Origin of the sequence: Streptomyces sp. NBC_00377, from assembly GCF_036075115.1 — a bacterium.
In the GTDB taxonomy this organism is placed as follows: domain Bacteria; phylum Actinomycetota; class Actinomycetes; order Streptomycetales; family Streptomycetaceae; genus Streptomyces.
The window spans coordinates 6486303-6509400 of sequence record NZ_CP107958.1; the positions used below are offsets into that span (position 1 = coordinate 6486303).

Sequence of the window (23098 nt, forward strand, 5' to 3'; positions counted from 1 at the left end):
CTGCGGAATCGGCTGCGGCGACGGCGCCTTCGCGACCGGGACGCGGGTCGGCGCCGTCCCGCCGCGATCGGTTCGGTGACCCCTGGCTACGAGTTGAGTTCCGCGAGCACCCGCAGGGTGTTCCGGTCCGGGGCGACGACCAGCAGATCCGTCACCGGCCCCTTGCGCCAGGACTCCAGCCGCTCGGCGACGCGTTCGCGGGGGCCGACGAGGGAGATCTCGTCGGCGAACGTGTCCGGGACGGCCAGCACCGCCTCCTCGCGCCGCCCGGCCAGGAACAGCTCCTGGATGCGTTCGGCCTCCTCCCCGTAACCCATGCGTGCCATCAGGTCGGCGTGGAAGTTACGGGTGGCGTGGCCCATGCCGCCGATGTAGAAGCCGAGCATGGCCTTCACGGGGAGCAGCCCCTCGGTGACGTCGTCGCAGACGCGTGCCTGGGCGAGGGGCGCGACCCGGAAACCCTCGGGCAGCTCGGCCACCGCGGGCCCGTACGCGTCCGGCCGGTTCGGGGACCAGTACAGCGGCAGCCAGCCATCGGCGACGCGGATCGTCTGGGCGACGTTGCGCGGACCCTCCGCGCCCAGCAGCACCGGCAGGTCCGGGCGCAGGGGGTGGGTGATGGACCTGAGCGGTCTGCCGAGGCCCGTCGCGTCCGGGCCCCGGTAGGGGTGGGAGTGGAAGCGGCCGTCCAGTTCCACCGGCGCCTCCCGGCGCAGCACCTGGCGTACGACGTCCACGTACTCCCGGGTCGCGGTCAGCGGGGACTTCGGGAACGGGCGCCCGTACCAGCCCTCCACCACCTGGGGGCCCGACAGGCCTAGCCCGAGCATCATCCGGCCGCCGGAGAGATGATCCAGGGTGAGGGCGTGCATCGCGGTCGCGGTGGGGGAGCGGGCCGCCATCTGCGCGACCGCGGTGCCCAGTTTGATCGTCGACGTCCGGGCGGCGATCCAGGTCAGCGGAGTGAAGGCGTCCGAGCCCCAGGACTCCGCCGTCCACACGGAGTCGTAGCCGAGCCGTTCCGCCTCGAGCGCCAGCTCCACATGGTCGGGGGAGGGGCCGCGGCCCCAGTAGCCGAGCGCCAGACCGAGCCGCATGGCAGCCTCCTGACGGTGCGTCAGACAACGGGAGGCTGCGACTGTACGACAACGGCCCCCCGCCCGGAAGGGCGAGGGGCCGTGTGACCCTGTGCGCGCGGGGACTCAGCCGCGCTGGATGCCGGAGGCGTCCCGCAGCACGCCGCGGCGGCCGTCCTGCGTCTGGGCGACCAGACCCTGCGAGCCCTGCTCCACCGCGAGGTACCAGGTGCCCGGCGCCAGTTCGGCGATCGGCATCGGAGCGCCGTCCTCGGCGTACAGCGGACGCGGCACCGGCACGGCGAACCAGAACGGCGAGAAGTCCCCGGCGGCCGGCTGCGCCGGAGCCGGCTGGCCGCCGAACGGCTGCTGGCCCGGCTGGCCCTGCGGCTGACCGCCGAAGGCCGGCGGCTGCTGCGCGCCCGGGTAACCGTAACCGGCGGGCGGCTGCGCGCCGTACGGCTGCGGGGCCGCCGGCTTGGGCGCCGGGAGGAGAGCGGCCTGGAGGGCGGGGACCAGCGGGGTGGCGATCGCGGCGCCGGCCAGAACGAGGGCGGCGATGAAGCCGAGGATGAGACCGGCGGCCGCGCTGGTGCCGTCACCGACGTCCACCAGGGTCCAGAAGAGGCACCACGCGACGAGGACGGAGAACGCCGCGCCCACCGTCCCGAGGTCCAGACCGGCGACCTTGCGCGGCTGCGGCAGCACACGGTTGAGGACGATCAGGGCGGCACCGATGACACCGCCCATGTAGAGGCCGAGGCCGTAACCGAGGTTGTCCCATGCGTTGACGGAGATGCTGCTGTACCCGTCGACGGTGTAGAGCTTGAGGAACGACGCGATGAACAGCAATACCGCTGCCCCGATCAGCACGCCGTCGCCTCGAGTGAGGGAGCGGATATTCACTTCAGGTCCTTCGTCAGTCGTCTCGTCATCGGTACACGCACACACGTATCGGTAGAGGCGTCGCTGTCACCGTGTCGCCGTCAGGCATCGGTGGGAAGCGCGGAGGTGACCCCTCATCGTAGGGACGACACTATCGTCACCACGATTGCGCTGTCCGCAGGTAGATGCGCCCTGATCACTACCCGCGCAGGAAACTCACGATTCCCTCAGAGATCCCCTCCGCCGCGCTCTGCCGCCAGACGCCACTGGTCAGCAGCGCCGCGTCCTTGGTATCGCGCATGTTGCCGCACTCGATGAACACCTTGGGAACCGTTGACAGATTGAGACCGCCCAGGTCCTCACGCGTGACGAGACCGGTGCCGTCGCCGACGTAGTTGGACGGCGAAGTGCCCGTGGTGCGGGCGAAGTCGCCCGCGATCAGCTTCCCGAGGTCCTTCGACGGGGCGACGACGGCGCGGGTGTCGGCGGCGCCCTCGTGCACCGTGCCCGGCAGGATCACATGGAAGCCGCGCTGACCCGCCCCGGCGCCGTCGGCGTGGATCGAGACGACCGCGTCGGCGTGCGCCGCGTTCCCGATCCGGGCGCGCTCGTCGACGCACGGTCCGAACGGCCGGTCCCCGTCCTGCGTCAGTCGCACCGTGGCGCCCTGCCGTTGTAGCAGCGTGCGCAGCCGGTGGGCCACGTCCAGCGTGAACTTCGCCTCGCTGTAACCGGAGTTCGTGGACGTCCCGGTCGTGTCGCATTCCTTCCAGTTGGTACCGATGTCCACCTTGCGGTTGATGTCGGCGGTGTGCTGGAAGTTGGTGAGGTTGTGGCCGGGGTCGATGACCACGACCTTGCCCCGGAGGGAGGTGGCGTCGGCGGGGGCGCTGCCCGTGCCGGCACCCGTCTTGCCGTCACCGCCCGTGCTGTCCGCGCTGCCCGTAGGGGAGCCCAGGGTGCTCGGCGCCGCCCCCGCTGCCGACCCCGGTCCGTCCGTCCCGCCGCCGGTCCCGCTCAGGGCGCCGTACGCCAGCCAGCCCAGCAACGCCCCCGGCACGAGCGCGGCGAGCGCCAGGGTCAGCGGGCGGCGCAGCGGGGAACGGCGCGGCGACCGGGGACCGAAGGGGTCGGAGGGATCGAAGGGGCCGGGGTTCGAGCCTGCGTACGACACGCCTGCCACCCTAACGGGCACCCTGGCGAGGCCTCAGCGGGACGGCGTCCGGACGGATGACGCCTGGGGAGGGGTGGGGCAGCGGCGGAGCCGCCGTACGTGCGGCGGGGTGCGGCACACCGCCGCACCCGAGCCCGGCATCAGGTTTCGGACCTGGCGCGGGGTGTGGGGAGGGCGGTCTTGGAAGGGCTGTCCCGGGCGGAGGGGCGGTCCGCGGGCGGGGCTGCTTCGTCAAGAGAGGATAAAGAAATCGTTAGTACGCCGAAGCATCGGAATAGTTGCTCATGCATACGAGTTCATGACCCATGTACCCCGCACGGCGTCACCACGCGCCCCCACGGGTGCCGCCGCAGAACTACCGAACGACCGCCCCGGAGGCCCCGCCCGATGACGCACACGACGACCGACCGCCCCACCCGCGCAGCGAGCGGAGCCGTCGTTCCGGTCCTCGCCTTCGCGGGCATCGTGGTCGCGGTGATGCAGACCCTGCTCGTCCCGGTCATCAAGGACCTGCCCCAGCTCCTGGGTACCGCGCCCAGCAACGCCACCTGGGTCCTGACCTCGACGCTGCTGTCGGGCGCGGTGGCCACCCCGATCATGGGCCGCCTCGGCGACCTGTACGGCAAGCGGCGCCTGCTGACAGCCAGCCTCGCGGTGATGGTCGTCGGCGCGCTGGTCAGCGCGCTCACCAGCGACCTGATCACGATGATCGTCGGCCGCTCCCTCCAGGGCTTCGCCATGGGCGCGATCCCGCTGGGCATCGGCCTGATGCGGGACATGCTGCCGCGCGAGAAGCTCGGCTCGGCGATGGCCCTGATGAGCTCCTCGATCGGCGTCGGCGGCGGCCTCGCCCTGCCGCTCGCGGCCCTGATCGCCCAGCACGCCGACTGGCACGCCCTCTTCTACGGCGCCGCCGGCCTCGGCGCCGTCGCCATCGTCCTCACCCTCCTCGTCGTCCCCGAGTCCCCGGCGCGCGCCGAGGGCACCTTCGACGTCCTGGGCGCGATCGGCCTCTCCACCGGCCTCGTCCTCTTCCTGCTGCCGATCACCAAGGGCAGCGACTGGGGCTGGACCTCCGGCACCACCCTCGGCCTCTTCGCCGCCGCGGCCGTCGTCCTCCTTCTGTGGGGCGTGATGGAGCTGCGGATCAAGGCCCCGCTCGTCGACCTGCGCACCACGGCCCGCCCCGCCGTCCTCTTCACCAACCTCGCCTCGATCATGGTCGGCGTCTCGTTCTACGTCGTCTCCCTGGTCCTGCCGCAGCTGCTCCAGCTGCCGAAGGCCACCGGCTACGGACTCGGCCAGTCGATGGTCGTCGCCGGTCTGCTCGTCGCACCGCTCGGCCTGACGATGATGTTCACCGCGCCCGTCTACGCCAAGCTGTCCGCGAAGTACGGCCCCAAGGTCACCCTGATCCTCGGCATGGTGATCATCGCGATCGGCTACGGCGCCGGCCTCGGCCTGATGAGCGCGGCCTGGCAGAGCCTCGTCATCGCCGTCGTCCTGGGCGCGGGCATCGGCCTCGCCTACTCCTCGCTGCCCGCGCTGATCGTCGGCGCGGTCCCGGCCTCGGAGACCGGCGCGGCCAACGGCCTCAACACCCTCATGCGGTCCATCGGCACATCGGTCTCGAGCGCCGTCATCGGCATGGTGCTCGCCAACACCGCGAACAACGTCGGCGGTGTCGCCGTACCGACCATGCACGGCTTCCGCGTCTCCTTCCTGATCGCCACGGCCGCCGTCGCGATCGGCCTGCTCCTCGCCCTCTTCCTGCCCGGGCAGCAGCGTCCGTCGGCCGTTTCGCAGCTGCGCGCCAGCAGCGAGGAGGACGCCAACCTCAGGCGGGCCGAGGACGCCCTGCGCGGCTTCCGCGGCCGGGTCCTGGACGCCGACGGCGTCCCGGTCGCCCGCGCCAAGGTCACACTCATCGACCGCCGCGGCCGCCAGGCCGGCGCCACCCTCTCGGAGGAGGACGGCACCTACGCCCTCGCCGTCCCGGCCCGGGGCGCCTACGTCCTCGCCGCCAAGGCCACCGGCCACGGCCCGCTGGCCAGCTCCGCGACCCACACGGGCGACGAACGTCCGGTGGACCTGGACCTGTCCCTGCCGGGCGAGACGGTCGACGCCTGACACCGCCGACGGCGCCCGGTCATCCCAGGCGCCCGGTCATCCGGTAGCTGTAGGCGCTCGGGCACCCCGGTGACCGCAGGCGGCCGGGCACCCGATAGCTGTAGGCGCTCGGACACCCGGTGACCGCAGGCGCCCGGACGCCCGGCCGCTCGTGGAACGTCTGCCCGCCGGCCCCTTTCCGCACCCCCTGTCGCTCCGGCGGCGGGGGGTGCGGCAGCATGGGCGGCCCACGCGCCGCGTGCCGACCCGCACCGAGCGCCGACCCGCACGTCGTTCACCCGCACGTATCACTGGAGGACCCCCATGCCCGCGGCACCCAAGCCCGAGATCCTGGCCGCGTTCGAGGCGGCGAAGGGGTTCATGCCGGTCGACGAGGGGCTCGCGCTGTACGCGGCGGCCGCCGAGGCGGGCGCGCTCGGACTCCCGCTGCTCGAGGTCGGGACGTACTGCGGGCGCTCCACGATCCTGCTCGCGGACGCCGCCCGTCAGGCGGGGGTCAGCGCGCTCACGCTCGACCACCACCGCGGCAGCGAGGAACAGCAGCCCGGCTGGGAGTACCACGACCCGGAGACCGTCGACCCCGAGGTCGGCCTGATGGACACCCTGCCCACCTTCCGCCGGACCCTGCACCGGGCCGGCCTGGAGGAGCACGTGGTCGCGCTGGTCGGGAGCTCGCCACGGATCGCCGCGTTCTGGAACTCGCCCCTCGGCCTCGTCTTCGTCGACGGCGGCCACACCGACGAGCACGCCACCTCGGACTACGAGGGCTGGGCGCCGCACGTCGCCGAGGGCGGGCTCCTCGTCATCCACGACGTGTTCCCCGACCCCGCCGACGAGTTCACCGGCCAGGCCCCCTACCGCGTCTACCTGCGCGCCCTGGCCTCAGGGGCCTTCACGGAGGTCTCGGACACCGGCTCGCTGCGGGTGCTGCGGCGGACGGGCGTGGGAATCTAGGACACGGGCAGGCCAGACCGCCGGGCGGCCGCCCCACTCAGGCACGGGGCGCGCGCTCAGGACCGGGGCGCTCGCTCAGGACCGGGGCAGGGCTCACGACGTTGTCGCGTTCCGGCGGCGACGGCGGTGCACCACTGCCAGGACGACGACGGCCAGGGCGCCCGCGGTCCATGTCCAGGGGTTGCCGAGGAAGCGGCGGTAGGGCGGAGCGGGCGAGGCGTCGAGCGGGATGACGGCGAGGTCGTTGGCCGGGGTGCGGTCGAACGGGTTGTGCGTGCGGATGGTGCCCTTCGCGCCCGGGACCTGACGGTCGATACGGATGTGGAAGTCGATCGCGGTCGTGCCCCCCTCGTGCCGCACTTCGTAGAACCCGTCGTGGCCGATCTCGCAGACGAACGCGCCCCCCGGCTTCTCCGGTCGCGCGCAGGCCCACTTCCCGACGTCCCCCTCGAAGGTGTACGGGATCGAGGTGACCGTGGTGCCCTCCGGCGGGACCACCTCGAAGCGGCCCGTCTCCTCGTCACCCCGTGTCCGGCCGGGGCCGAGGTCCTCCAGTCCCAGTCGTACCTTCACCGTGTCGCCGACCCGGCCCCGCACGGTCGCGGTGACCGGACGGTAGTCGGCCTGCACGGTGGTGGTGATCCCGAGCCTGCCGTGACTGTCGTCGAAGTCCTGGCCCGCCGTACGGACCAGGGTGAGCGGGGAACCGGTCCCGCGCACGGTGTGATCGGCGGGGCGGGACGAGGGTGACGACCAGGTGTAGGTCACCTCGCCGGCCAGTCTCCCGGGCGGCGTGACGGTGTAGACCAGCGGCGCGCCGGTGCGGTAGGCGGCGCCCGCCGCGGCCTTCGTGGGGAAGGTGCACCAGGCGGAGGTGGCCGCGCGGCCCGCGTAGAAACAGTTGCTGTGCAGGGCGGTCAGCGTCACTCCGTCCGACGTGTTGACCTGGAGGGCGACGCCCTGCTTCGTGGGGAAACGGGTGTTGTTGGCCAACCGTGCCGTCAGGTTCGCGGGCTTTCCCGGTGCCAGACCGCTCACGCCCTTCTCCTGTCCGGGCGCGGAGAGCGTCGGACCGCCGACGGTCATCCGGGTGGTGCCGGTGATGGTGGGCGCGTTGTCGGCGGTCGCGGTGTACGTCACCGTCCCGCTGTCCCCCGGCTCGACGCCGTCCACCCCGAGGAGGGAGAGGGGTGTGTAGCTCTCGCCGTCGCCGTTCTGCAGGGTGCCGTATGCGCATGTGTAGACGGCACCCTCGGCCGGGCACGTGTCGCTGTGCGCGAGCCGGGCGACGCCCTTCAGCCCCGACGCGTCCACGACGACCCGGACGTTGCGGGCCGGTTCGCCACCCTTGCTCGCCTCGACGTGGACGGGGACGGCGAAGCTGTCGTTCGGGGCGGCCCCGGACCCCTGGTCGGCGTTGTACATGACGAAGCTCTCGGGGGCCTCGAACCGCATCACGACCCGCTCGGAGCCGTCGGCCGCGGCGGGCGCCACCGCTGTGGCGAACAGTGCCGCGACACTCGCCGCCAGCGCGGCCGGACGCCTGAGGATCCGTATCGCTAAGGACATGCGGGCACTATGCCAGCGCTGGTCCGGTCCGGACCTCTACAGCCAGCCCTGCTGCCGCGCCTCCCGCATCGCCTCCATGCGGTTGCGGGTGCCCGTCTTGCCGATCGCGGAGGACAGGTAGTTGCGGACCGTGGACTCCGAGAGGTGCAGCCTGGCGGAGATGTCGGCGACCGTGGCCCCGTCGACGGAGGCCTTCAGGACGTCGCACTCGCGGACGGTGAGCGGGTTCGGACCGGCGCTCAGCGCGGCCGCCGCGAGCGCCGGGTCCACGACCGTGTCACCGGACAGCACCCGGCGGATCGCCGCCGCCAGTTCCTCCACCGGCCCGTCCTTCACCAGGAACCCCGAGGCCCCGGCCTCCATGGCCCGGCGCAGATAGCCGGGACGGCCGAACGTGGTCAGGATCAGTACCCGGCAGCCGGGCGCCTGCTCGCGCAGCTCGGCGGCGGCGTCCAGGCCGCTGATGCCGGGGAGCTCGATGTCGAGGAGCGCGACGTCCGGGCGGTGCAGGAGCGCCGCGTCGACGATCGCGTCCCCGGTGCCCACCTGCGCGACGACCTCGATGTCGGCCTCCAGCCCCAGCAGCAGGGCCAGCGCCCCGCGCATCATGCCCTGGTCCTCCGCGAGCAGCACCCGGATGGACTTGGCGGGACGGTGGTCACGGGGCATCTCGTTCACGGGCCAACCCGGCATCTCGGTCACGGCCCAAGGTTAGGGCCGACGACCGCCGACGGCACCGTGTCCGCGGGCTGCGCAGCCTTGGGGGACCCCATCCCTTCCGGTATCGCCTGCGATATCCCGTGCGGTCCGGAGCGCACGTCGGTGGGAGCGGCGGTGCCGGTGCCGGTGGGGGTGGGGGTTCCGGTCCCGGCCGGTGTCTCCGTACCGGTCCCGGCCGGAATCCCGGAGGCGGCGGAGGCGGCGGCGGAGGCGGCGGCGGTCACGGCGCCCGGGTCGGGGATCTCGCGTTCCCTCGGCAGTTCCGCCGTGACCGTGAAGCCGCCGTGCGGGCCCGGGCTCGCGGTCAGGGCGCCGCCCGCCGCCGCGAGGCGCTCGCGCAGGCCGGTCAGTCCGGTGCCGCCCCCCGGCGCGCAGCCGCCGTCGGCGCCCGCGCCGCTCCCGGCACCACCGCTGCCACGGGCTCCGTCGCCCGTGCCGTTGCTGCCGCCATCGTCCGTCACCGTCAGGCGGACCCGTTCCGGTGTGCCGGACACCGTTATCCCGCAGTGGCTCGCGTCGCTGTGCCGGACGACGTTGGTGACCGCCTCGCGCACCACCCAGCCCAGCAGGGCCGAGGTCTTCGGGTCCGGCGGCGGCCCCGACCGGCTCACCGACGGTTCGACGCCCGCCGCCGTCAGGGCCGAGCAGGCCCGGTCCAGCTCGCCCGCCAGGCTGCCCTCGCGGTAGCCGGTGACCGCCTCGCGGATCTCGGTCAGCGCCTGGCGGCCCACCGCCTCGATGTCGGTGACCTGGGAGAGGGCCGCAGCCATGTCCCGCGGGGCCAGCCGCCGGGCGGCTTCCGACTTCACCACGATCACCGACAGGGTGTGGCCCAGCAGGTCGTGCAGATCGCGGGAGAAGCGCAGCCGCTCCTCCTCCACCGCCCGGCGGGCGAGTTCCTCGCGGGCGGCGCGCAGCTCCCGTACGGCCTCGGAGAGGGAGAGGATCGCGGCCGTCACCATCGTCGAGATCCAGGTGGCGTAGGCGATGGAGAGGCCGTCCCAGCCGTCGCGGACACACGCGACCGCGCCTGCCAGGACGGCGACGGCCGTGCCGAGGGAACGCAGGTGCCGTCCGCGCACGACGGCGCCGGTCGCGAGGCCGAACAGCGGGAGGAAGAGCAGCCAGCTGCCGCCGTAGCCCAGGGCGAGTCCACAGGTGACGAGGCCCATGAGCGCCAACGCCACCCGGGTGGAGGTCGCCTCGCGGGTCTCCTTCACGAAGGCGCGGAAGACGACGTAGATGTAGAGCGAGTTGAACGTGAGCAGGCCGAGGCTGCCGATCCACGGGTTCGCCTCGCCCTGGAAGATGTTGGAGAACGCGCCCATCCCCATCAGCAGCCACGGCAGCAGGGCGAAGCCGCTGGCCGGCGGGCCCGGGTCCTCGGGCGCCTGCCCGGCCCTGCGGGCGCTGCGGTACTCGGCCTTGTGGCGGTCCTTGTCGGCCTTCCAGCGCCGCTGGTTCCCCAGCGCCTCCCGGAACGCCGAGCGCCATGTGCTCCGACGGCAGTCCGCCGAGCGCCGCCTTCCCCGGAGTGACCTGCTCCTGTTCTCGTTCACCTGGTCGTTCGCCTGTTGGTTCGCCTGTTCGTTCATGCGTCCGTCCCCCGTTCCCGCGACCGTGCGTTCTGCCTCCACACGCGCCGCGCTCGGCGTGCGAGGGCGCCGCGCTCGGCGGTGCGCCTGCCACGGCATGTGTGCCTGTCTTCGACGCTACGGTTCCGGGCCCGCTCGCGGCAGTGCGAGATGTACGCAGTCGGGCAGGACAAATGTCATCGGCGGCCGTATCTGACATGCCGTCAGGTGTCTTCACAACTTCCGGGGCCTGGGCTATACAGGGGGTCGCCGCACTGGAACGCGTTCTAGATCCGTTCTGGCTCGGGCGGGTTCCGCGGCCCCGTGACGGCCTCGGTGCGGCCGATCGGTGCGGACGGCCGTGCCGAGGTCTCTGGACGATGCGATCGATCCGATCGATCCGAGCGATCAGGAGCTCCATGCCCATCGACGCAGCCAAGGCGCTCGCCGCCGAACCCCGGACCGGCGAGATCACCTGGGACCGCCGGGACGTCCAGCTGTACCACCTCGGCATCGGCGCGGGAGTCCCGGCCACCGACGCCGATGAACTGCGCTACACGCTGGAGTCCCGGCTGCACGTCCTGCCGAGCTTCGCGACCGTCGCCGGCTCCGGCTCGCCCGGGGTGATCAGCGGGCTCTCCATGCCCGGCGTCGAGGTCGACCTCGCCCGCGTCCTGCACGGCGGCCAGCGCCTGGAGATCCACCGCCCCCTCCCCGTGACCGGCCGGGCGACCGCCACCGGACGCATCGCCGCCGTGTACGACAAGGGCAAGGCCGCCGTCCTCGTCATGCGCACCGAGGTCGCGGACGACGACGGGCCGCTGTGGACCAACGACGCCCAGATCTTCGTCCGGGGTGAAGGCGGCTGGGGCGGCGACCGGGGCCCCTCCGCCCGGCTCGACCCGCCCACCGGCGTGCCGGACAAGGTGGTCGAGCGGGCCGTCCGCGAGGACCAGGCCCTCCTCTACCGCCTCTCCGGTGACTACAACCCGCTGCACGCCGACCCGGAGTTCGCGAAGCTCGCCGGGTTCGACCGGCCCATCCTGCACGGCCTGTGCACCTACGGCATCACGCTCAAGGCGGTCGTCGACACGCTGCTCGACGGTGACGTCAGCCGCGTGCGTGGCTACGCCACGCGGTTCGCCGGAGTGGTGTTCCCGGGCGAGACCCTGCGCATCCGCATGTGGCGCGGCGAGGGCGCGGTGCGGGTGGCCGTGAGCGCCGTGCAGAGGGACGACGCGCCCGTCCTCGCCGACACGCTCGTCGAACACTCCTGAACCGACCGTTTCGCACCACCTCCAGAAACACCCAGCATCCGAGGGGACCCGAGGGGAGCCGCACCATGCGCGCAGCCGTACTGCACGAGATCGGCCAGGACAAGCTGGAGGTGCTCGACGACGTCGACGCGGTGGGTTTCGGCCCCGGACGGGTCAGGATCCGGGTGCGGGCCACGGGCCTGTGCCATTCGGACCTGTCCGCGATGGGCGGTGTGCTGCCGCAGCCCGCGCCGTTCGTGCCGGGTCACGAGGGCGCGGGCGAGATCCTGGAGGTGGGGGAGGGCGTCACCGGGGTGAAGCCCGGCGACCGCGTCGTCGTCTGCTGGCTGCCGGCCTGCGGGGCGTGTCCCGCCTGCAAGCGCGGCCAGACCGAACTGTGCCTGGCCGGATTCATGAACGCGGGCACGCCCAACTTCCGCCGCCCCGGCGGGGACCTCTTCGGCTTCGCCGGCACCGGGACCTTCGCCGAGGAGGTCGTGGTCGACGCGGGCTGCGCGGTCCCGATCCCCGACGACGTCCCCTTCGACATCGCCGCGCTCATCGGGTGCGGGGTGACCACGGGCCTGGGCGCCGCGCTCAACACGGCCGACGTGGAAGCCGGTTCGTCGGTCGCCGTCATCGGCTGCGGAGGCGTCGGCATCTCCGCGATCCAGGGCGCACGCCTCAAGGGCGCCGCCGAGATCGTCGCCGTGGACCCGGTCGCCTCCCGCCGGGAGGCCGCCCTCAAGTTCGGCGCCACCAAAGCCGTCTCGCCCGAGGAACTGCCCGGGGCGAAGCAACTGGTCACCGGGGGAGAGGGGTTCGACTACGTCTTCGAGGTCGTCGGCCGCTCCGCCACCGCCCGCACCGCGTACGAGAACACCCGGCGCGGCGGCACCCTGGTCGTCGTCGGCGCGGGCGCGCTGGACGACTACCTGCAACTCAACATGTTCGAGCTGTTCTTCGACGAGAAGCGGATCCTGCCCTCGATGTACGGCGGCGGGGACGTCCTGCGCTCCTACGAGCGGACGATCGCCCTGTGGCGGGCCGGCCGGATCGACCTGTCGGGCCTGATCACCCACCGCGTGCCCCTCGCCGAGATCAACGAGGCGCTGGACCAGATGCGTACCGGGGCCGCGCTCCGTACGTGCATAGAGATCTGAGGGGCGGCCGTCCGGATGACACTGCCACTTGAGGGACTGGCCGCGATCGTCACCGGCGCGGGCCGGGGACTCGGCCGGGTCGAGGCGCTGGAACTGGCGAGGCTGGGCGCGGCCGTCGTCGTCAACGACTACGGTCAGTCCGGCCGCGACGGTTCGGGTGAGGCGTCGGCCGGCCCCGCCGAGGACGTGGCTCGGGAGATCCGCTCGGCCGGCGGCACCGCACTCGCGCACACCGGGGACGTCGCCGACTTCGAACAGGCGCGGGCGCTGGTCGAGTTGGCGATCGGCGAGTTCGGCAAGCTGGACATCCTGGTCAACAACGCGGGCATCCTGCGCGACCGCATGGTCTTCTCGATGGCCGAGGACGAGTGGGACGCGGTCATACGCGTGCACCTCAAGGGGCACTTCAACACGACCCGATTCGCCGCCGCCCACTGGCGCGCGCGGTCCAAGGCGGCGGGCGGTCCGGTGTACGGGCGGATCGTGAACACCTCCTCGGAGGCGTTCCTGGCGGGCTCGGCCGGACAGCCCAACTACGCCGCGGCCAAAGGGGGAATCGTCGGTCTGACGACGTCCACGGCGCTCGCCCTCGCCAAGTACGGAGTGACGGCCAACGCCATCTGCCCGCGCGCCCGCACCCGGATGACGGAGGACGTCTTCGCCGGGTTCGCGCAGCCGGGCGGGGGCGGCCTCGATCCTCTCGCGCCCGAGCATGTCGCGCCGCTGGTCGGCTACCTGGCCTCGCCGGCCGCCGCCCGGATCAACGGGCAGCTGCTCGTCGCCCACGGCGGCATGGTCGCCGTCGTCGAACGACCCCGCGTGCGGGCGAAGTTCGACAGCAAGGAGGACGTGTTCAGCTACGAGGAGCTGGACGACGTCCTCGGCGCGCACTTCGCGGACCGGCCCCGGGACGAGACGTTCGCGGCGACGGAGGTACTGGGGCTGCGACGAGGCCAGGAGCAGGGACAGGGCTGATGTGCGAAGGGGCTCCGTCGTCCATGGACGACGGAGCCCCTTCGGTGTACGGCGTACCGTCAGGCAGTCGCCTCGGCCATGTCCTCGGCCCGGTCGCCCGTCCTGCTTTCGGTCCTGCTGTCGGTCCTGTTCTCGGCCGGCTTGCGGTGCCGGCCGTGTGGGGCCGAGTCACCGCCCTGGGACGAGACCGGGCCCCGGTGGCGGCCCGGTCCGGCCGTCTCCTGGGAATCGGTGGACAGCGGCTGCCACGTGATTGCGTCGCTCATCGGAAGATTTCACCCCGTCAACATGATCTTTCTTTACAGCCGGGTGATTTTATCCAGCACACCGAGGTGGTGATCCAGGCGGCCACGCCAACCGCAGCTACTTCGTTACAAGTCGGCCGAGCGGGGCCTGCTGGAGGGGGACCGGGCGGGGGGCGGTGGGTACCGGCTTCGGCAGTCCGTCGGGCGGAGAGGCTCCCCCGGACCGCGAGACCGACCGGGACGGTGACGGCGAGGGTGACTGCGAGGACGAAGGCCAGGCCGAGGGTGACGGCGAGGACGGGGCGGTGAGCGGCGCCGTCAGTGATGCCACCCCGCAGGGCTCCGCGTCCGTGGCATACGGCAGCCGCAGAACGCCCTCCGGAGTCCACAGGCCGCTGCCCGCCAACCACCCCTCTGGCGCGTGGAGTTGATACAACCGGCGGTCCGCAGGGCGCCAGACGCCGACCCAGCAGCCGTAGGCGCCGTCGACACGGAGCGCCACCGCGCAGCCTTCCGGGAGGAGCGCCTGTCCCGGCTGGCTCGCGAAGGGGGTGAGGACGAGATCGGGCGGGTGCAGGCACTCCGGGAAGCGGACCGGCAGTGTGCTGCCGAGGACACCCCAGCCCAGCCGCGCCTCGCCCGGTGAGGGCGCGTCCGAGCTGATGAGCAGCAGGCCGCTGTCCGGGTCGGCCAGCAGCAGGCGGTCGTCGCTGTCCGCCGCGATCTGCAACAGGGGGGACACCTCGCCGCCGCGCTCCAGGTCCACCACGATCGTCTTGGTGCGGCCGCCGAGCTCCTGATCCAGCGCGAGCATGCGGCCCGTACGGTCCAGCCAGACGCCGCCCGAGCAGCGGCCGGGGATCTCGGCGAGGTGCTCGGGGCCGAAGGTGCCGCCCGCGACCAGCCACACGGCCGTCGCACGGCGCCCGACGGCGAGGGCGTAGGCGCGTTCTCCGCAGGGCGCCGGCGGGAGCAGCCGCAGCAGGGTGCCCTCGTCCGGGCACGCGACGGCGCCCAGCGGCAGCTCGCCCGTGCCCGGTCCGGTCGGGTACAGCAGCGAGAAGGCGTGGCGTCCGTCGGTCGGCCGCCGGATCAGGACCCGCCCGTCGGCCATCGGCTGCACCTCCGTGCCCGGCTCCTCCGGTTGGTTGCCGGGCAGCGGTACGGCGTACGGCTCGGGACCGTCCAGGGTCCAGCGCTCGGGAAACCAGCAGTCACCGTCCCGGGCGAGGCGCGCGGCATAAGCGCCCCCGGCCGCGATCACACAGCCGGCCCGGGCGGCGCGGTCCGCCTGGGCGCCGCGGTCCGCCCGGGCTCCTCGGTCTGCCGCGATCGAGCGGGCTGCCCGGGCCCCGGGAACCGTCGCGGTCACGTGGTCCGCCCGGGCCCCGGGAACCGTCGCGAGCGGGTGGTCCGCCCGGACCCCGTGGTCCGTCGCGAGCGGGTGGTCGGCCGGGCTCGTGCGGTCCGTCGCGAGCAGATGATGCGGCGGGACCTCGTGGTCCGCTGTGATCGAGCGAGCCGTCCGGCTCCCGCCGGCCGTCGGGATCGGGTGATCGGCCGAAGCCCCGGAGTCCGTCGTCATCGGGTGCCTCGGGTGCCTCGGGTGTCTCGGGTCCGCCTCGCGGCCTTCCGCGATCAGGCGGTTCGACGGGCTCTCGCGGTCCGCGACCGGGGGATCCGCCGGGCTGCCGCTTCCCGTCGTACCCGCGAAGACCGGGGTGGTGTCGCGATCCGCTGGAACCAGGTACTCCACCGGAACCGGAATGAGGGAACCTGCCGGAGTCAGGGGACCCTCTGGCAGCTGGGAATCCCCTGGCCGCTGGGCATCCTCTGGAACCAAGTGATCCGCCAGGAGTGGGTGGTCCGCCGGGAGTGGGTGGTCCGCGTCCTCCTCCCTGGGCTCCGCCGCCTGCGGAGAGGGGTCGGCGGCGCCGTCCTCGGGGCCCTCGGGCACCTCCCCGTCCGCCGCGACGGGCTCGATCGCACAGGCCGGCATCGTCATCGTTGCGTCACCTCCGGCGACGAAACTAGTTTTCGTACGCACGGGGGTGGGACCGCCGAGCGGCCTTCTTCCCTCATAAGAGTGGTGCAGAAGCGATTCTCCTGAGGGCTGCACGAGGCGTGTGCATCGGCCGCCGGCCGACTTCGTGACGACCTCCGGGCGGCGGCACCGCCGGTTCCCGTGGCATCGGCGGCACCGGTACGGGCCCGTGGACCGGCCAGGTAGCCTTTCCCCGTGCCCCGTCTGTCTGAAGTCATCGCCGCGCTGGAGACCCTGTGGCCCGCCGAGCGGGCCGAGTCCTGGGACGCGGTCGGCACGGTCGTGGGCGACCCCGAGCAGGAGGTCACCCGGGTACTGTTCGCCGTCGATCCCGTCCAGGAGATCGTCGAGGAAGCCGTGCGGCTCGGCGCCGATCTGCTCGTCACCCATCATCCGCTGTATCTGCGCGGGACGACGACCGTCGCGGCCTCCACCTTCAAGGGCCGGGTCGTGCACACCCTGATCAAGAACGACATCGCGCTGCATGTCGCCCACACCAACGCCGACACCGCCGACCCGGGTGTGAGCGACGCCCTCGCGGGTGCGCTCGACCTGCGGGTCGTACGGCCTCTCGTGCCGGACCCGAGCGACCCCGAGGGGCGGCGCGGCCTCGGCCGTGTCTGCGAGCTCGACCACCCGCTCACCGTCCGCGAGTTCGCCGCCCGCGCCGCCGAACGGCTGCCCGCCACCGCGCAGGGCATCCGGGCGGCGGGTGACCCGGACGCGCTGGTGCGGACCGTCGCCGTCAGCGGCGGCTCCGGTGACAGCCTCTTCGACCACGTCCGGGCGGCCGGCGTCGACGCCTTCCTCACCGCGGACCTGCGCCACCACCCGGCGTCGGAGTTCATCGCGGACCGCGCCCACGGCGCTCACCCACCTCTCGCGCTGCTCGACGCGGCGCACTGGGCCACCGAGTGGCCCTGGTGCGAGCTGGCGGCTGCCCAGCTCGACGAGATCTCCGACCGGCGGGAGTGGGGCCTCAGGGTCCACGTCTCCGGTACGGTCACCGACCCCTGGACGGCCCACGCGGCGTCCAACACCACCTCTAGCTCAATGGGAGCCCCCAACTGAACGCCGCGCCCGCCGACCAGATCCGTCTCCTCGACGTCCAGTCCCTCGACGCCCGCCTCCAGCAGCTCGCGCACAAGCGGCGGTCCCTGCCCGAGCACGCCGAGATCGAGTCGCTGAACAAGGACCTCGCGCAGCTGCGCGACCTCCTCGTCGCGGCGCAGACCGAGGAGAGCGACACCGCCCGCGAGCAGACCAAGGCCGAGCAGGACGTCGACCAGGTCCGTCAGCGTGCCGCCCGCGACCAGCAGCGGCTCGACTCCGGGGCCATCACCTCTCCCAAGGACCTGGAGAACCTCCAGCGGGAGATCGTCTCCCTCGCCAAGCGCCAGGGCGACCTCGAGGACATCGTCCTGGAGGTCATGGAGCGCCGTGAGAGCGCGCAGGAGCGGGCCGCCGAGCTGACCGAGCGGGTCGGGTCCGTCCAGGGCAAGATCGACGACGCCGTCGCGCGCCGGGACGCCGCCCTGGAGGGTTTCGACGGCGAGGCCGCGACCGTCGCCAAGGAGCGCGAGGTCATCGCGGCCTCCGTGCCCGCCGATCTGCTCAAGCTCTACGAGAAGCTGCGCGAGCAGCAGGGCGGCGTCGGCGCGGCCAAGCTCTACCAGCGCACCTGCCAGGGCTGCCGCCAGGAGCTCGCCATCACCGAAATCGCCGAGATCCGCAAGGCGCCGTCCGACACGGTCGTACGCTGTGAGAACTGCCGTCGCATCCTCGTGCGCACGTCCGAGTCCGGTCTGTAGCCGGTACTGATGCCGGTGGCCGGTCCCCGGCAGCCGGTGACTCGTGCCGGTGGCCAGTGGCCAGTGGCCGGTAGCCGGTGGCCGGTGCCGCGTTCCGGTGGCCGGTGACGCGTTCCGGCGGCCGGTCCCCGGTGGTCGACAGCCGGTCCCTGGTGGTCGTTGGTCCGTAGTCCGTCAGCCGGTCGGTAGTCGGTCGGTAGTCCGTAAGGGGCGTATGTCGTGCGGGAGTTCATCGTCGAGGCCGACGGCGGGTCGCGGGGCAACCCGGGGCCCGCGGGCTACGGCAGCGTGGTGATCGACGCGGCCACGGGGGAGACCCTCGTCGAACGCGCCGAGTACATCGGCATCGCCACCAACAACGTCGCCGAGTACCGGGGACTGGTGGCCGGTCTGCGCGCCGCCCGGGAACTCGACCCGTCGGCCACGGTGCGCGTGCGCATGGACTCCAAGCTGGTCGTGGAGCAGATGTCGGGCCGCTGGAAGATCAAGCACCCCGACATGAAGCCGCTGGCCGCCGAGGCGGCCCGGATCCTCCCGCCCGGACAGGTCACCTACGAGTGGATGCCGCGCGAGCGGAACAAGCACGCCGACCGTCTGGCCAACGAGGCGATGGACGCGGGCAAGCGGGGCGAACAGTGGGACGCCGGGGCGTCACGGGCCGAGCTCGGCGCCCGCGCCTCGTCGGCCCCGACCGCTCCCGAACCCTGCGGACTGCCCGGCGACGCCGCCGCGGGCGCGGCGAAGGCCCGCGAGGCCCTCACCCGGTCCCGCCCGTCCGCCGTCGCGATCACCGACCCGACCGCGGCCACCGACCGGGAGGAGTCGACGAAGACCGGCGCCGATCTCCGCGCCGCCCGCACGGTCGCCGGCCCGGCTCCGGCGCCCGCCGGCGTCGGCTCCAACGGTGTCACGCCCGCGGCCACCCCCTCCGTCGGCTCCAACGGTGTCACGCCCGCGGCCACCCCCTCCGTCGGCTGGGGGACGGCTCCGGATCTCGGGGCGCCCGCCACCTTCGTCCTGCTGCGGCACGGCGAGACGCCCCTCACGCCGCAGAAGAGGTTCTCCGGCAGCGGCGGTACGGATCCGTCGCTCTCGGACGTCGGCCGGGAGCAGGCCGAACGGGTCGCCGCCGCCCTCGCCCGGCGCGGGACCGTCCAGCACATCCTGGCCTCCCCGCTCGCCCGCACCCGTCAGACAGCCGGCGCGGTCGCCGCCCGGCTCGGTCTGGACGTCACCGTCGAGGACGGGCTGATCGAGACCGACTTCGGGGCGTGGGAGGGGCTGACCTTCGGCGAGGTCCGTGAGCGCTACCCCGACGACCTCAACGCCTGGCTGGCCGACCCGGAGGCCGAACCGACCGGCGGCGGCGAGAGCTTCGCGGCGACCGCCACACGTATCGCGGCGACCCGGGACCGGCTGGTCGCCGCGTACGCGGGCCGCACGGTACTGCTGGTCACCCACGTGACGCCGATCAAGACGTTCGTACGGCTCGCCCTGGGCGCCCCGCCCGAGTCGCTGTTCCGCATGGAACTGTCGGCGGCCTCGGTGTCGGTGGTGGCCTACTACGCGGACGGCAACGCCAGCGTCCGCCTGCTCAACGACACGTCCCACCTGCGGCCCTGAGGTACGAGGCGGTCCGCGCGAGCCCTTCGATCCGCAGCCAGTCCCGCGCCGCGACCGCGTCCGCCGGGATCATCCAACTCCCGCCCACGCAAACGACGTTGGGCAGGGACAGATAGTCCGGCGCGTTGTCCGGACCGATCCCGCCGGTAGGGCAGAACCGGGCCTGGGGGAGCGGTCCGGCCAGTGACCTGAGGTAGGCCGTGCCGCCCGCGGCCTGTGCCGGGAAGAACTTCATCTCCCGCACCCCTCGCTCCAGCAGCGCCACGACCTCCGACGTGGTCGACACCCCGGGCAGGAAGGGCAGGCCGGACGCCCGCATCGCCGCCAGCAGGACGTCCGTCCAGCCGGGGCTCACCAGGAACCGCGCCCCGGCCGCCCCGCACGCCGTCACCTGCTCCGGCGTGATCACCGTCCCGGCCCCGACGACCGCCTCCGGCACCGACCGGGAGATCTCCCGGATCGCGTCGAGCGCTGCCGGCGTCCGCAGGGTCACCTCGATCGCGGGCAGCCCGCCCGCCACCAGCGCCCGCGCCAGCGGTACGGCGTCGGCGGCGTCCTCGAGGACCACCACCGGCACGACCGGTGCCAGATCGAGTACCGAGGCAGCCGAAGAGGAGGGCAGGGGTGAGGTCATGCGGCTCATCCTGCCCCCGGTGTGCACCATGCGCAAAGGGTGTTGCACATGCTGCAATGGCTGTTCGGGCTCAGTGCACCTCGTCCACGAGCACGTCCAGACTCCAGGCCGTGGTCGCGGCCTTCGCCTTCGCCGGAGCCTTCTCCTCGACCGCATAGCCGAGGTCCCGCAGCGCCTCCACCAGCTCGGCGGGCCCGGCGGGGGCGATCCCCGCCGTCAGCAGGCTCCGTACGATCCGTCCCTTCGTCGCCTTGTTGAAATGGCTGACGACCTTCCGCGTCGGCGCGTGCAGCACCCGCACACTCGCCGTCCGCCCCGCGACCTCGCCCGCCGGCTTCCAGGCCGCCGCGTACGCGGCCGACCGCAGGTCCAGCACCAGCCCGTGCCCGGCCGTCTCGGGCAGCACGGACGCCATCGGCGTACGCCAGTGCGCGCCCAGCGCTCCGAGCCCGGGCAGCTTGACGCCCATCGAGCAGCGGTACGACGGGATCCGGTCCGTCACCCGGACGGCGCCCCACAGCCCGGAGAAGACCAGAAGCGACCTGGCCGCGCGCCTCTTCGCGGCCGCGTCGAGGGAGGCAAGGCCGAGAGCGTCGTACAGGACACCCGTGTAGACCTCCCCGGCGGGACGGGCCGGCGCCGTCCGCAGCTCCGTGTTCTTCGCGATCTCGCCGCGCAGCCCCTCGCTCAGTCCGAGCACCTCGCGCGCCTTGTCCTCGTCGGCCGCGCACAGCTCGACCAGCTCGTCGAGGACCGCCTCGCGGGCGGCCGCGAGCCCCGGCAGCGAGAGGCCCTCCGACTTGAGCGGGGCGCCACGTCCGAAGGACGCCTTGCCTTCGGAGGGAGGCAGCAGGACAAGCACGGGACATCTCCTTCGGTAGAGCACTGCTGCGAAAGCGTACGGCGTGCCACGAGAGGGCCCCGCCGAGGTCCGTGCGCGTTCATGCCGACAGGCGGCCGCCCGGCGGCATGAACGGAGGCAGGAAGGCGTTGCACTCCTGGAAGCAGACATGGGGGGTGGCGCGTGAGCCGTGAACAGGCGTTGTGGACCAGAGCCAGGCTGGGGCGCTGCGGCCCGCCGCTGGACCTTCTCACCGCGCGCTTCGACCGGCACGTCTACGCCCCGCACGCCCATGAGGAGTTCACCGTCGGTGTCTGTGTGGGCGGCTCGGAGATCATCGCCTACCGCGGCGGCCACATCCGTACCGGTCCCGGGTCCATCGTCGTCCTGGCCCCCGACGAGACGCACACCGGCGGGCCGGGCAACGACACCGACGGCTACGCCTACCGCGCCCTGTACGCCGGTCCCGCCCTCCTCACCGAGGGCATCCTCGGCGGAGTGCCGCACTTCCGCGAGCCCCTCCTCGACGACCCCGAACTGGCCACCGCCCTGCGCCGGGCCCACACCGAACTTGCCGCCTGCCCCGATCCCCTGGAGGCCGAGTCCCGCTTCCCGTGGCTGCTGACGGCCCTCGCCCGACGTCACTCCACGGCACGTCCGGTGTGCGACACGGTCGCCGGCGCCGAGCAGCTCACGCACGCCGTCCGCACCCGCCTCGCCGACGAACTCCTCGACCCGCCCTCGCTGGCCGACCTCGCGGCGGACCTGGGCCTGTCCCGCTACCAGCTCCTGCGCGCCTTCCGTACGACGACCGGCATGCCGCCCTACGCCTGGCTGGCCCAGTACCGGGTCGCCCGGGCCCGTGGCCTGCTGGAGGCGGGGGTGCGGCCCGCGGAGGTCGCCGGCCTGGTCGGCTTCGCGGACCAGGCCCACCTCACCCGCTGGTTCCGCCGCGTCCTGGGCGTGACCCCGGCGGCCTACCGCAACAGCGTTCAAGACACCTGACCGGGGCCGGGCCGACACTCCCCCTATGACTGCACGCGGCTGGTTCCTGTTCTCCCTCATGGGAGTGGTCTGGGGCATCCCCTACCTGCTGATCAAGATCGCGGTGGAGGACCTCTCCCCGTCCATGGTCGTCTTCACCCGATGTGCGCTGGGCGCCGCCCTCCTGCTGCCCTTCGCGCTACGGCAACGCGGCCTGACCCGGACGGTACGGGCCCACTGGAAGCCCATGCTGGCCTTCGCGGTCATCGAGATCATCGGCCCCTGGTTCACGCTCACGGATGCCGAGCGGCACCTCTCCAGCTCCACCGCCGGCCTGCTGGTCGCGGGCGTCCCGATCGTCGGCGTGCTGGCGGCCCGCTTCCTCGGGGACACCGAGGTACTGGGCGTGCGGCGGGTGGCCGGCCTGGCCGTGGGCCTCGCCGGGGTGGCGGTCCTGACCGTCCCGCACCTCACGGGAGGCGACGCGAAGTCCCTGGGCGAGGTGCTGCTGACGGTCGTCGGCTACGCGACGGCCCCGCTGATAGCGGCCCGCCGCCTCAAGGACGTCCCGACCCTCCATCTCATCGTCCCCTGCCTCACCCTGGCGGCGCTGGTCTACGCACCGGCGGCCGCCGCGACCTGGCCGTCGCAGATGCCCGAGGTCCCCGTCCTGGCGGCGCTGGCGGCCCTGGGGGTCGTCTGCACGGCCCTCGCCTTCGTGGCGTTCCTGGAGCTGATCAAGGAGATCGGCCCGACCCGCTCGACGGTCATCACCTACGTCAACCCGGCGGTCGCGGTCGCGGCGGGCGCGCTGTTCCTGGACGAGCCCCTCACCGCCGGCGTCCTGGCCGCCTTCACCCTCATCCTCGCGGGCTCGGTGCTGGCGACGGCGGCCGGACCGGCGGCCGGACCGGGACGCCGCCCGCGCCCGGTACCATGGTCGACACGGCAGACGAGCCGGGCGGACGGCCGCGTGGAGTCCCTTACGGGGCTTCCCGAGGAACGTCCGGGCTCCACAGGGCAAGGTGGTGGCTAACGGCCACCCGGGGTGACCCGCGGGACAGTGCCACAGAAAACAGACCGCCCGGAGCTTCGGCACCGGGTAAGGGTGAAACGGTGGTGTAAGAGACCACCAGTGCCCAGGGTGACCTGGGCAGCTAGGTAAACCCCACCTGGAGCAAGGTCAAAAGGAAACACCCCGGTGTTTCTGCGAGGACGTTCGAGGGCTGCCCGCCCGAGTCCACGGGTAGACCGCACGAGGCCGATGGCAACATCGGTCCTAGATGGATGGCCGTCTCCCCGGCCGCCGCGAGGCGACCGGGCGACAGAACCCGGCGTACAGCCCGACTCGTCTGCCGCCAAGGGCACCCGGCCAGCTAAATCGCAGTTCAGGGGCCCTTTTTCGTAGGTCGAAGGGCTTGCCCGAACCCGGTCCACACC

19 protein-coding genes, 1 other RNA gene and 1 pseudogene are annotated in these 23098 nt (G+C 72.9%); 11 read left to right on the forward strand and 10 right to left on the reverse strand.

What is annotated here, in order from left to right; all coding sequences use genetic code 11:
* Window positions 1–86: 86 nt before the first annotated feature.
* From OHS71_RS28850 to OHS71_RS28860, 3 genes are all read right to left on the reverse strand, one after another.
* Window positions 87–1097, reverse strand: a complete 1011-nt coding sequence (locus OHS71_RS28850; protein WP_328482237.1) for an LLM class F420-dependent oxidoreductase — start codon at window positions 1095–1097, stop codon at window positions 87–89.
* 105 nt (window positions 1098–1202) lie between these two features.
* On the reverse strand, window positions 1203–1982 hold the full coding sequence (locus OHS71_RS28855; RefSeq protein WP_328482238.1) for a hypothetical protein: 780 nt from the start codon (window positions 1980–1982) through the stop codon (window positions 1203–1205).
* A gap of 178 nt (window positions 1983–2160) precedes the next feature.
* The gene (locus OHS71_RS28860) at window positions 2161–3135 is read right to left on the reverse strand and encodes an N-acetylmuramoyl-L-alanine amidase (RefSeq protein WP_443047081.1); all 975 of its coding nucleotides are present in this window, start codon (window positions 3133–3135) and stop codon (window positions 2161–2163) included.
* Window positions 3136–3522: 387 nt separating this feature from the next.
* On the opposite strand from OHS71_RS28860, the gene OHS71_RS28865 reads away from it, so the two are divergent.
* Window positions 3523–5265, forward strand: a complete 1743-nt coding sequence (locus OHS71_RS28865; RefSeq protein ID WP_328482239.1) for an MFS transporter — start codon at window positions 3523–3525, stop codon at window positions 5263–5265.
* Window positions 5266–5568: 303 nt separating this feature from the next.
* A complete protein-coding gene (locus tag OHS71_RS28870; protein ID WP_328482240.1) occupies window positions 5569–6219 on the forward strand; it encodes a class I SAM-dependent methyltransferase in 651 nt (216 codons plus the stop codon).
* A gap of 93 nt (window positions 6220–6312) precedes the next feature.
* On the opposite strand, the gene OHS71_RS28875 is transcribed toward OHS71_RS28870, so the two are convergent.
* The 3 genes from OHS71_RS28875 to OHS71_RS28885 are packed head-to-tail and all read right to left on the reverse strand — an operon-like array spanning window position 6313 to window position 10103.
* Window positions 6313–7788, reverse strand: coding sequence for a hypothetical protein (locus OHS71_RS28875; RefSeq protein ID WP_328482241.1), 1476 nt, complete (start codon window positions 7786–7788; stop codon window positions 6313–6315).
* Between the two features lie 36 nt (window positions 7789–7824).
* Window positions 7825–8457: a response regulator transcription factor gene (locus OHS71_RS28880; RefSeq protein ID WP_328484677.1), complete on the reverse strand. Its 633-nt coding sequence runs from the start codon at window positions 8455–8457 to the stop codon at window positions 7825–7827.
* A gap of 29 nt (window positions 8458–8486) precedes the next feature.
* Window positions 8487–10103 (reverse strand): sensor histidine kinase, encoded by a 1617-nt coding sequence (locus tag OHS71_RS28885; protein ID WP_328482242.1) that lies wholly within the window; start codon window positions 10101–10103, stop codon window positions 8487–8489.
* 398 nt (window positions 10104–10501) lie between these two features.
* On the opposite strand from OHS71_RS28885, the gene OHS71_RS28890 reads away from it, so the two are divergent.
* The 3 genes from OHS71_RS28890 to OHS71_RS28900 all read left to right on the forward strand — a co-directional run bounded on the left by OHS71_RS28890 (window position 10502) and on the right by OHS71_RS28900 (window position 13476).
* Window positions 10502–11359: a MaoC/PaaZ C-terminal domain-containing protein gene (locus OHS71_RS28890; RefSeq protein WP_328482243.1), complete on the forward strand. Its 858-nt coding sequence runs from the start codon at window positions 10502–10504 to the stop codon at window positions 11357–11359.
* A gap of 65 nt (window positions 11360–11424) precedes the next feature.
* Window positions 11425–12501: a Zn-dependent alcohol dehydrogenase gene (locus OHS71_RS28895; RefSeq protein ID WP_328482244.1), complete on the forward strand. Its 1077-nt coding sequence runs from the start codon at window positions 11425–11427 to the stop codon at window positions 12499–12501.
* A gap of 15 nt (window positions 12502–12516) precedes the next feature.
* The gene (locus tag OHS71_RS28900) at window positions 12517–13476 is read left to right on the forward strand and encodes a 3-oxoacyl-ACP reductase (RefSeq protein WP_328482245.1); all 960 of its coding nucleotides are present in this window, start codon (window positions 12517–12519) and stop codon (window positions 13474–13476) included.
* Between the two features lie 59 nt (window positions 13477–13535).
* On the opposite strand, the gene OHS71_RS28905 is transcribed toward OHS71_RS28900, so the two are convergent.
* Together OHS71_RS28905 and OHS71_RS28910 are read right to left on the reverse strand one after the other, a co-directional pair.
* Complete coding sequence (locus OHS71_RS28905; protein ID WP_328482246.1) at window positions 13536–13742, reverse strand: hypothetical protein; 207 nt, start codon at window positions 13740–13742, stop codon at window positions 13536–13538.
* A gap of 97 nt (window positions 13743–13839) precedes the next feature.
* A complete protein-coding gene (locus OHS71_RS28910; RefSeq protein WP_328482247.1) occupies window positions 13840–15306 on the reverse strand; it encodes a hypothetical protein in 1467 nt (488 codons plus the stop codon).
* 654 nt (window positions 15307–15960) lie between these two features.
* Between OHS71_RS28910 and OHS71_RS28915 the strand changes: the two genes are divergently transcribed.
* The 3 genes from OHS71_RS28915 (at window position 15961) to OHS71_RS28925 (ending at window position 19199) form a co-directional block, all read left to right on the forward strand.
* Window positions 15961–16836: a Nif3-like dinuclear metal center hexameric protein gene (locus tag OHS71_RS28915; RefSeq protein WP_328482248.1), complete on the forward strand. Its 876-nt coding sequence runs from the start codon at window positions 15961–15963 to the stop codon at window positions 16834–16836.
* A complete protein-coding gene (locus tag OHS71_RS28920; RefSeq protein WP_328484678.1) occupies window positions 16833–17576 on the forward strand; it encodes a zinc ribbon domain-containing protein in 744 nt (247 codons plus the stop codon). The genes OHS71_RS28915 and OHS71_RS28920 overlap by 4 nt, the downstream gene beginning before the upstream one ends.
* Window positions 17577–17795: 219 nt before the next feature.
* A complete protein-coding gene (locus OHS71_RS28925; RefSeq protein ID WP_328482249.1) occupies window positions 17796–19199 on the forward strand; it encodes a bifunctional RNase H/acid phosphatase in 1404 nt (467 codons plus the stop codon).
* On the opposite strand, the gene eda is transcribed toward OHS71_RS28925, so the two are convergent.
* The gene (gene eda / locus OHS71_RS28930) at window positions 19171–19833 is read right to left on the reverse strand and encodes a bifunctional 4-hydroxy-2-oxoglutarate aldolase/2-dehydro-3-deoxy-phosphogluconate aldolase (protein ID WP_328482250.1); all 663 of its coding nucleotides are present in this window, start codon (window positions 19831–19833) and stop codon (window positions 19171–19173) included. The genes OHS71_RS28925 and eda overlap by 29 nt on opposite strands.
* 70 nt (window positions 19834–19903) lie before the next feature.
* Window positions 19904–20695, reverse strand: a complete 792-nt coding sequence (yaaA, locus tag OHS71_RS28935; RefSeq protein WP_328482251.1) for a peroxide stress protein YaaA — start codon at window positions 20693–20695, stop codon at window positions 19904–19906.
* A 162-nt stretch (window positions 20696–20857) separates the two neighbouring features.
* On the opposite strand from yaaA, the gene OHS71_RS28940 reads away from it, so the two are divergent.
* The 3 genes and pseudogenes from OHS71_RS28940 to rnpB all read left to right on the forward strand — a co-directional run bounded on the left by OHS71_RS28940 (window position 20858) and on the right by rnpB (window position 23013).
* The gene (locus OHS71_RS28940) at window positions 20858–21679 is read left to right on the forward strand and encodes a helix-turn-helix domain-containing protein (protein ID WP_328482252.1); all 822 of its coding nucleotides are present in this window, start codon (window positions 20858–20860) and stop codon (window positions 21677–21679) included.
* Window positions 21680–21737: 58 nt separating this feature from the next.
* Window positions 21738–22484 (forward strand): annotated as a pseudogene (locus OHS71_RS41405) (DMT family transporter); the annotation flags it as partial.
* Between the two features lie 127 nt (window positions 22485–22611).
* Window positions 22612–23013, forward strand: an RNA gene (gene rnpB, locus OHS71_RS28955) — RNase P RNA component class A.
* The last annotated feature ends 85 nt before the right edge of the window (window positions 23014–23098 follow it).

Excerpts from the sequence above, each read along its gene's own strand:
- OHS71_RS28880 (WP_328484677.1), bottom strand. The coding sequence starts at position 8,457 with ATGCCCCGTGACCACCGTCCCGCCAAGTCCATCCGGGTGCTGCTCGCG.
- OHS71_RS28885 (WP_328482242.1), bottom strand. The coding sequence starts at position 10,103 with ATGAACGAACAGGCGAACCAACAGGCGAACGACCAGGTGAACGAGAAC.
- OHS71_RS28865 (WP_328482239.1), top strand. The coding sequence starts at position 3,523 with ATGACGCACACGACGACCGACCGCCCCACCCGCGCAGCGAGCGGAGCC.
- OHS71_RS28890 (WP_328482243.1), top strand. The coding sequence starts at position 10,502 with ATGCCCATCGACGCAGCCAAGGCGCTCGCCGCCGAACCCCGGACCGGC.
- OHS71_RS28875 (WP_328482241.1), bottom strand. The coding sequence starts at position 7,788 with ATGTCCTTAGCGATACGGATCCTCAGGCGTCCGGCCGCGCTGGCGGCG.
- OHS71_RS28910 (WP_328482247.1), bottom strand. The coding sequence starts at position 15,306 with ATGACGACGGACTCCGGGGCTTCGGCCGATCACCCGATCCCGACGGCC.
- OHS71_RS28870 (WP_328482240.1), top strand. The coding sequence starts at position 5,569 with ATGCCCGCGGCACCCAAGCCCGAGATCCTGGCCGCGTTCGAGGCGGCG.
- OHS71_RS28850 (WP_328482237.1), bottom strand. The coding sequence starts at position 1,097 with ATGCGGCTCGGTCTGGCGCTCGGCTACTGGGGCCGCGGCCCCTCCCCC.
- OHS71_RS28905 (WP_328482246.1), bottom strand. The coding sequence starts at position 13,742 with ATGAGCGACGCAATCACGTGGCAGCCGCTGTCCACCGATTCCCAGGAG.
- OHS71_RS28900 (WP_328482245.1), top strand. The coding sequence starts at position 12,517 with ATGACACTGCCACTTGAGGGACTGGCCGCGATCGTCACCGGCGCGGGC.
- OHS71_RS28895 (WP_328482244.1), top strand. The coding sequence starts at position 11,425 with ATGCGCGCAGCCGTACTGCACGAGATCGGCCAGGACAAGCTGGAGGTG.
- eda (WP_328482250.1), bottom strand. The coding sequence starts at position 19,833 with ATGACCTCACCCCTGCCCTCCTCTTCGGCTGCCTCGGTACTCGATCTG.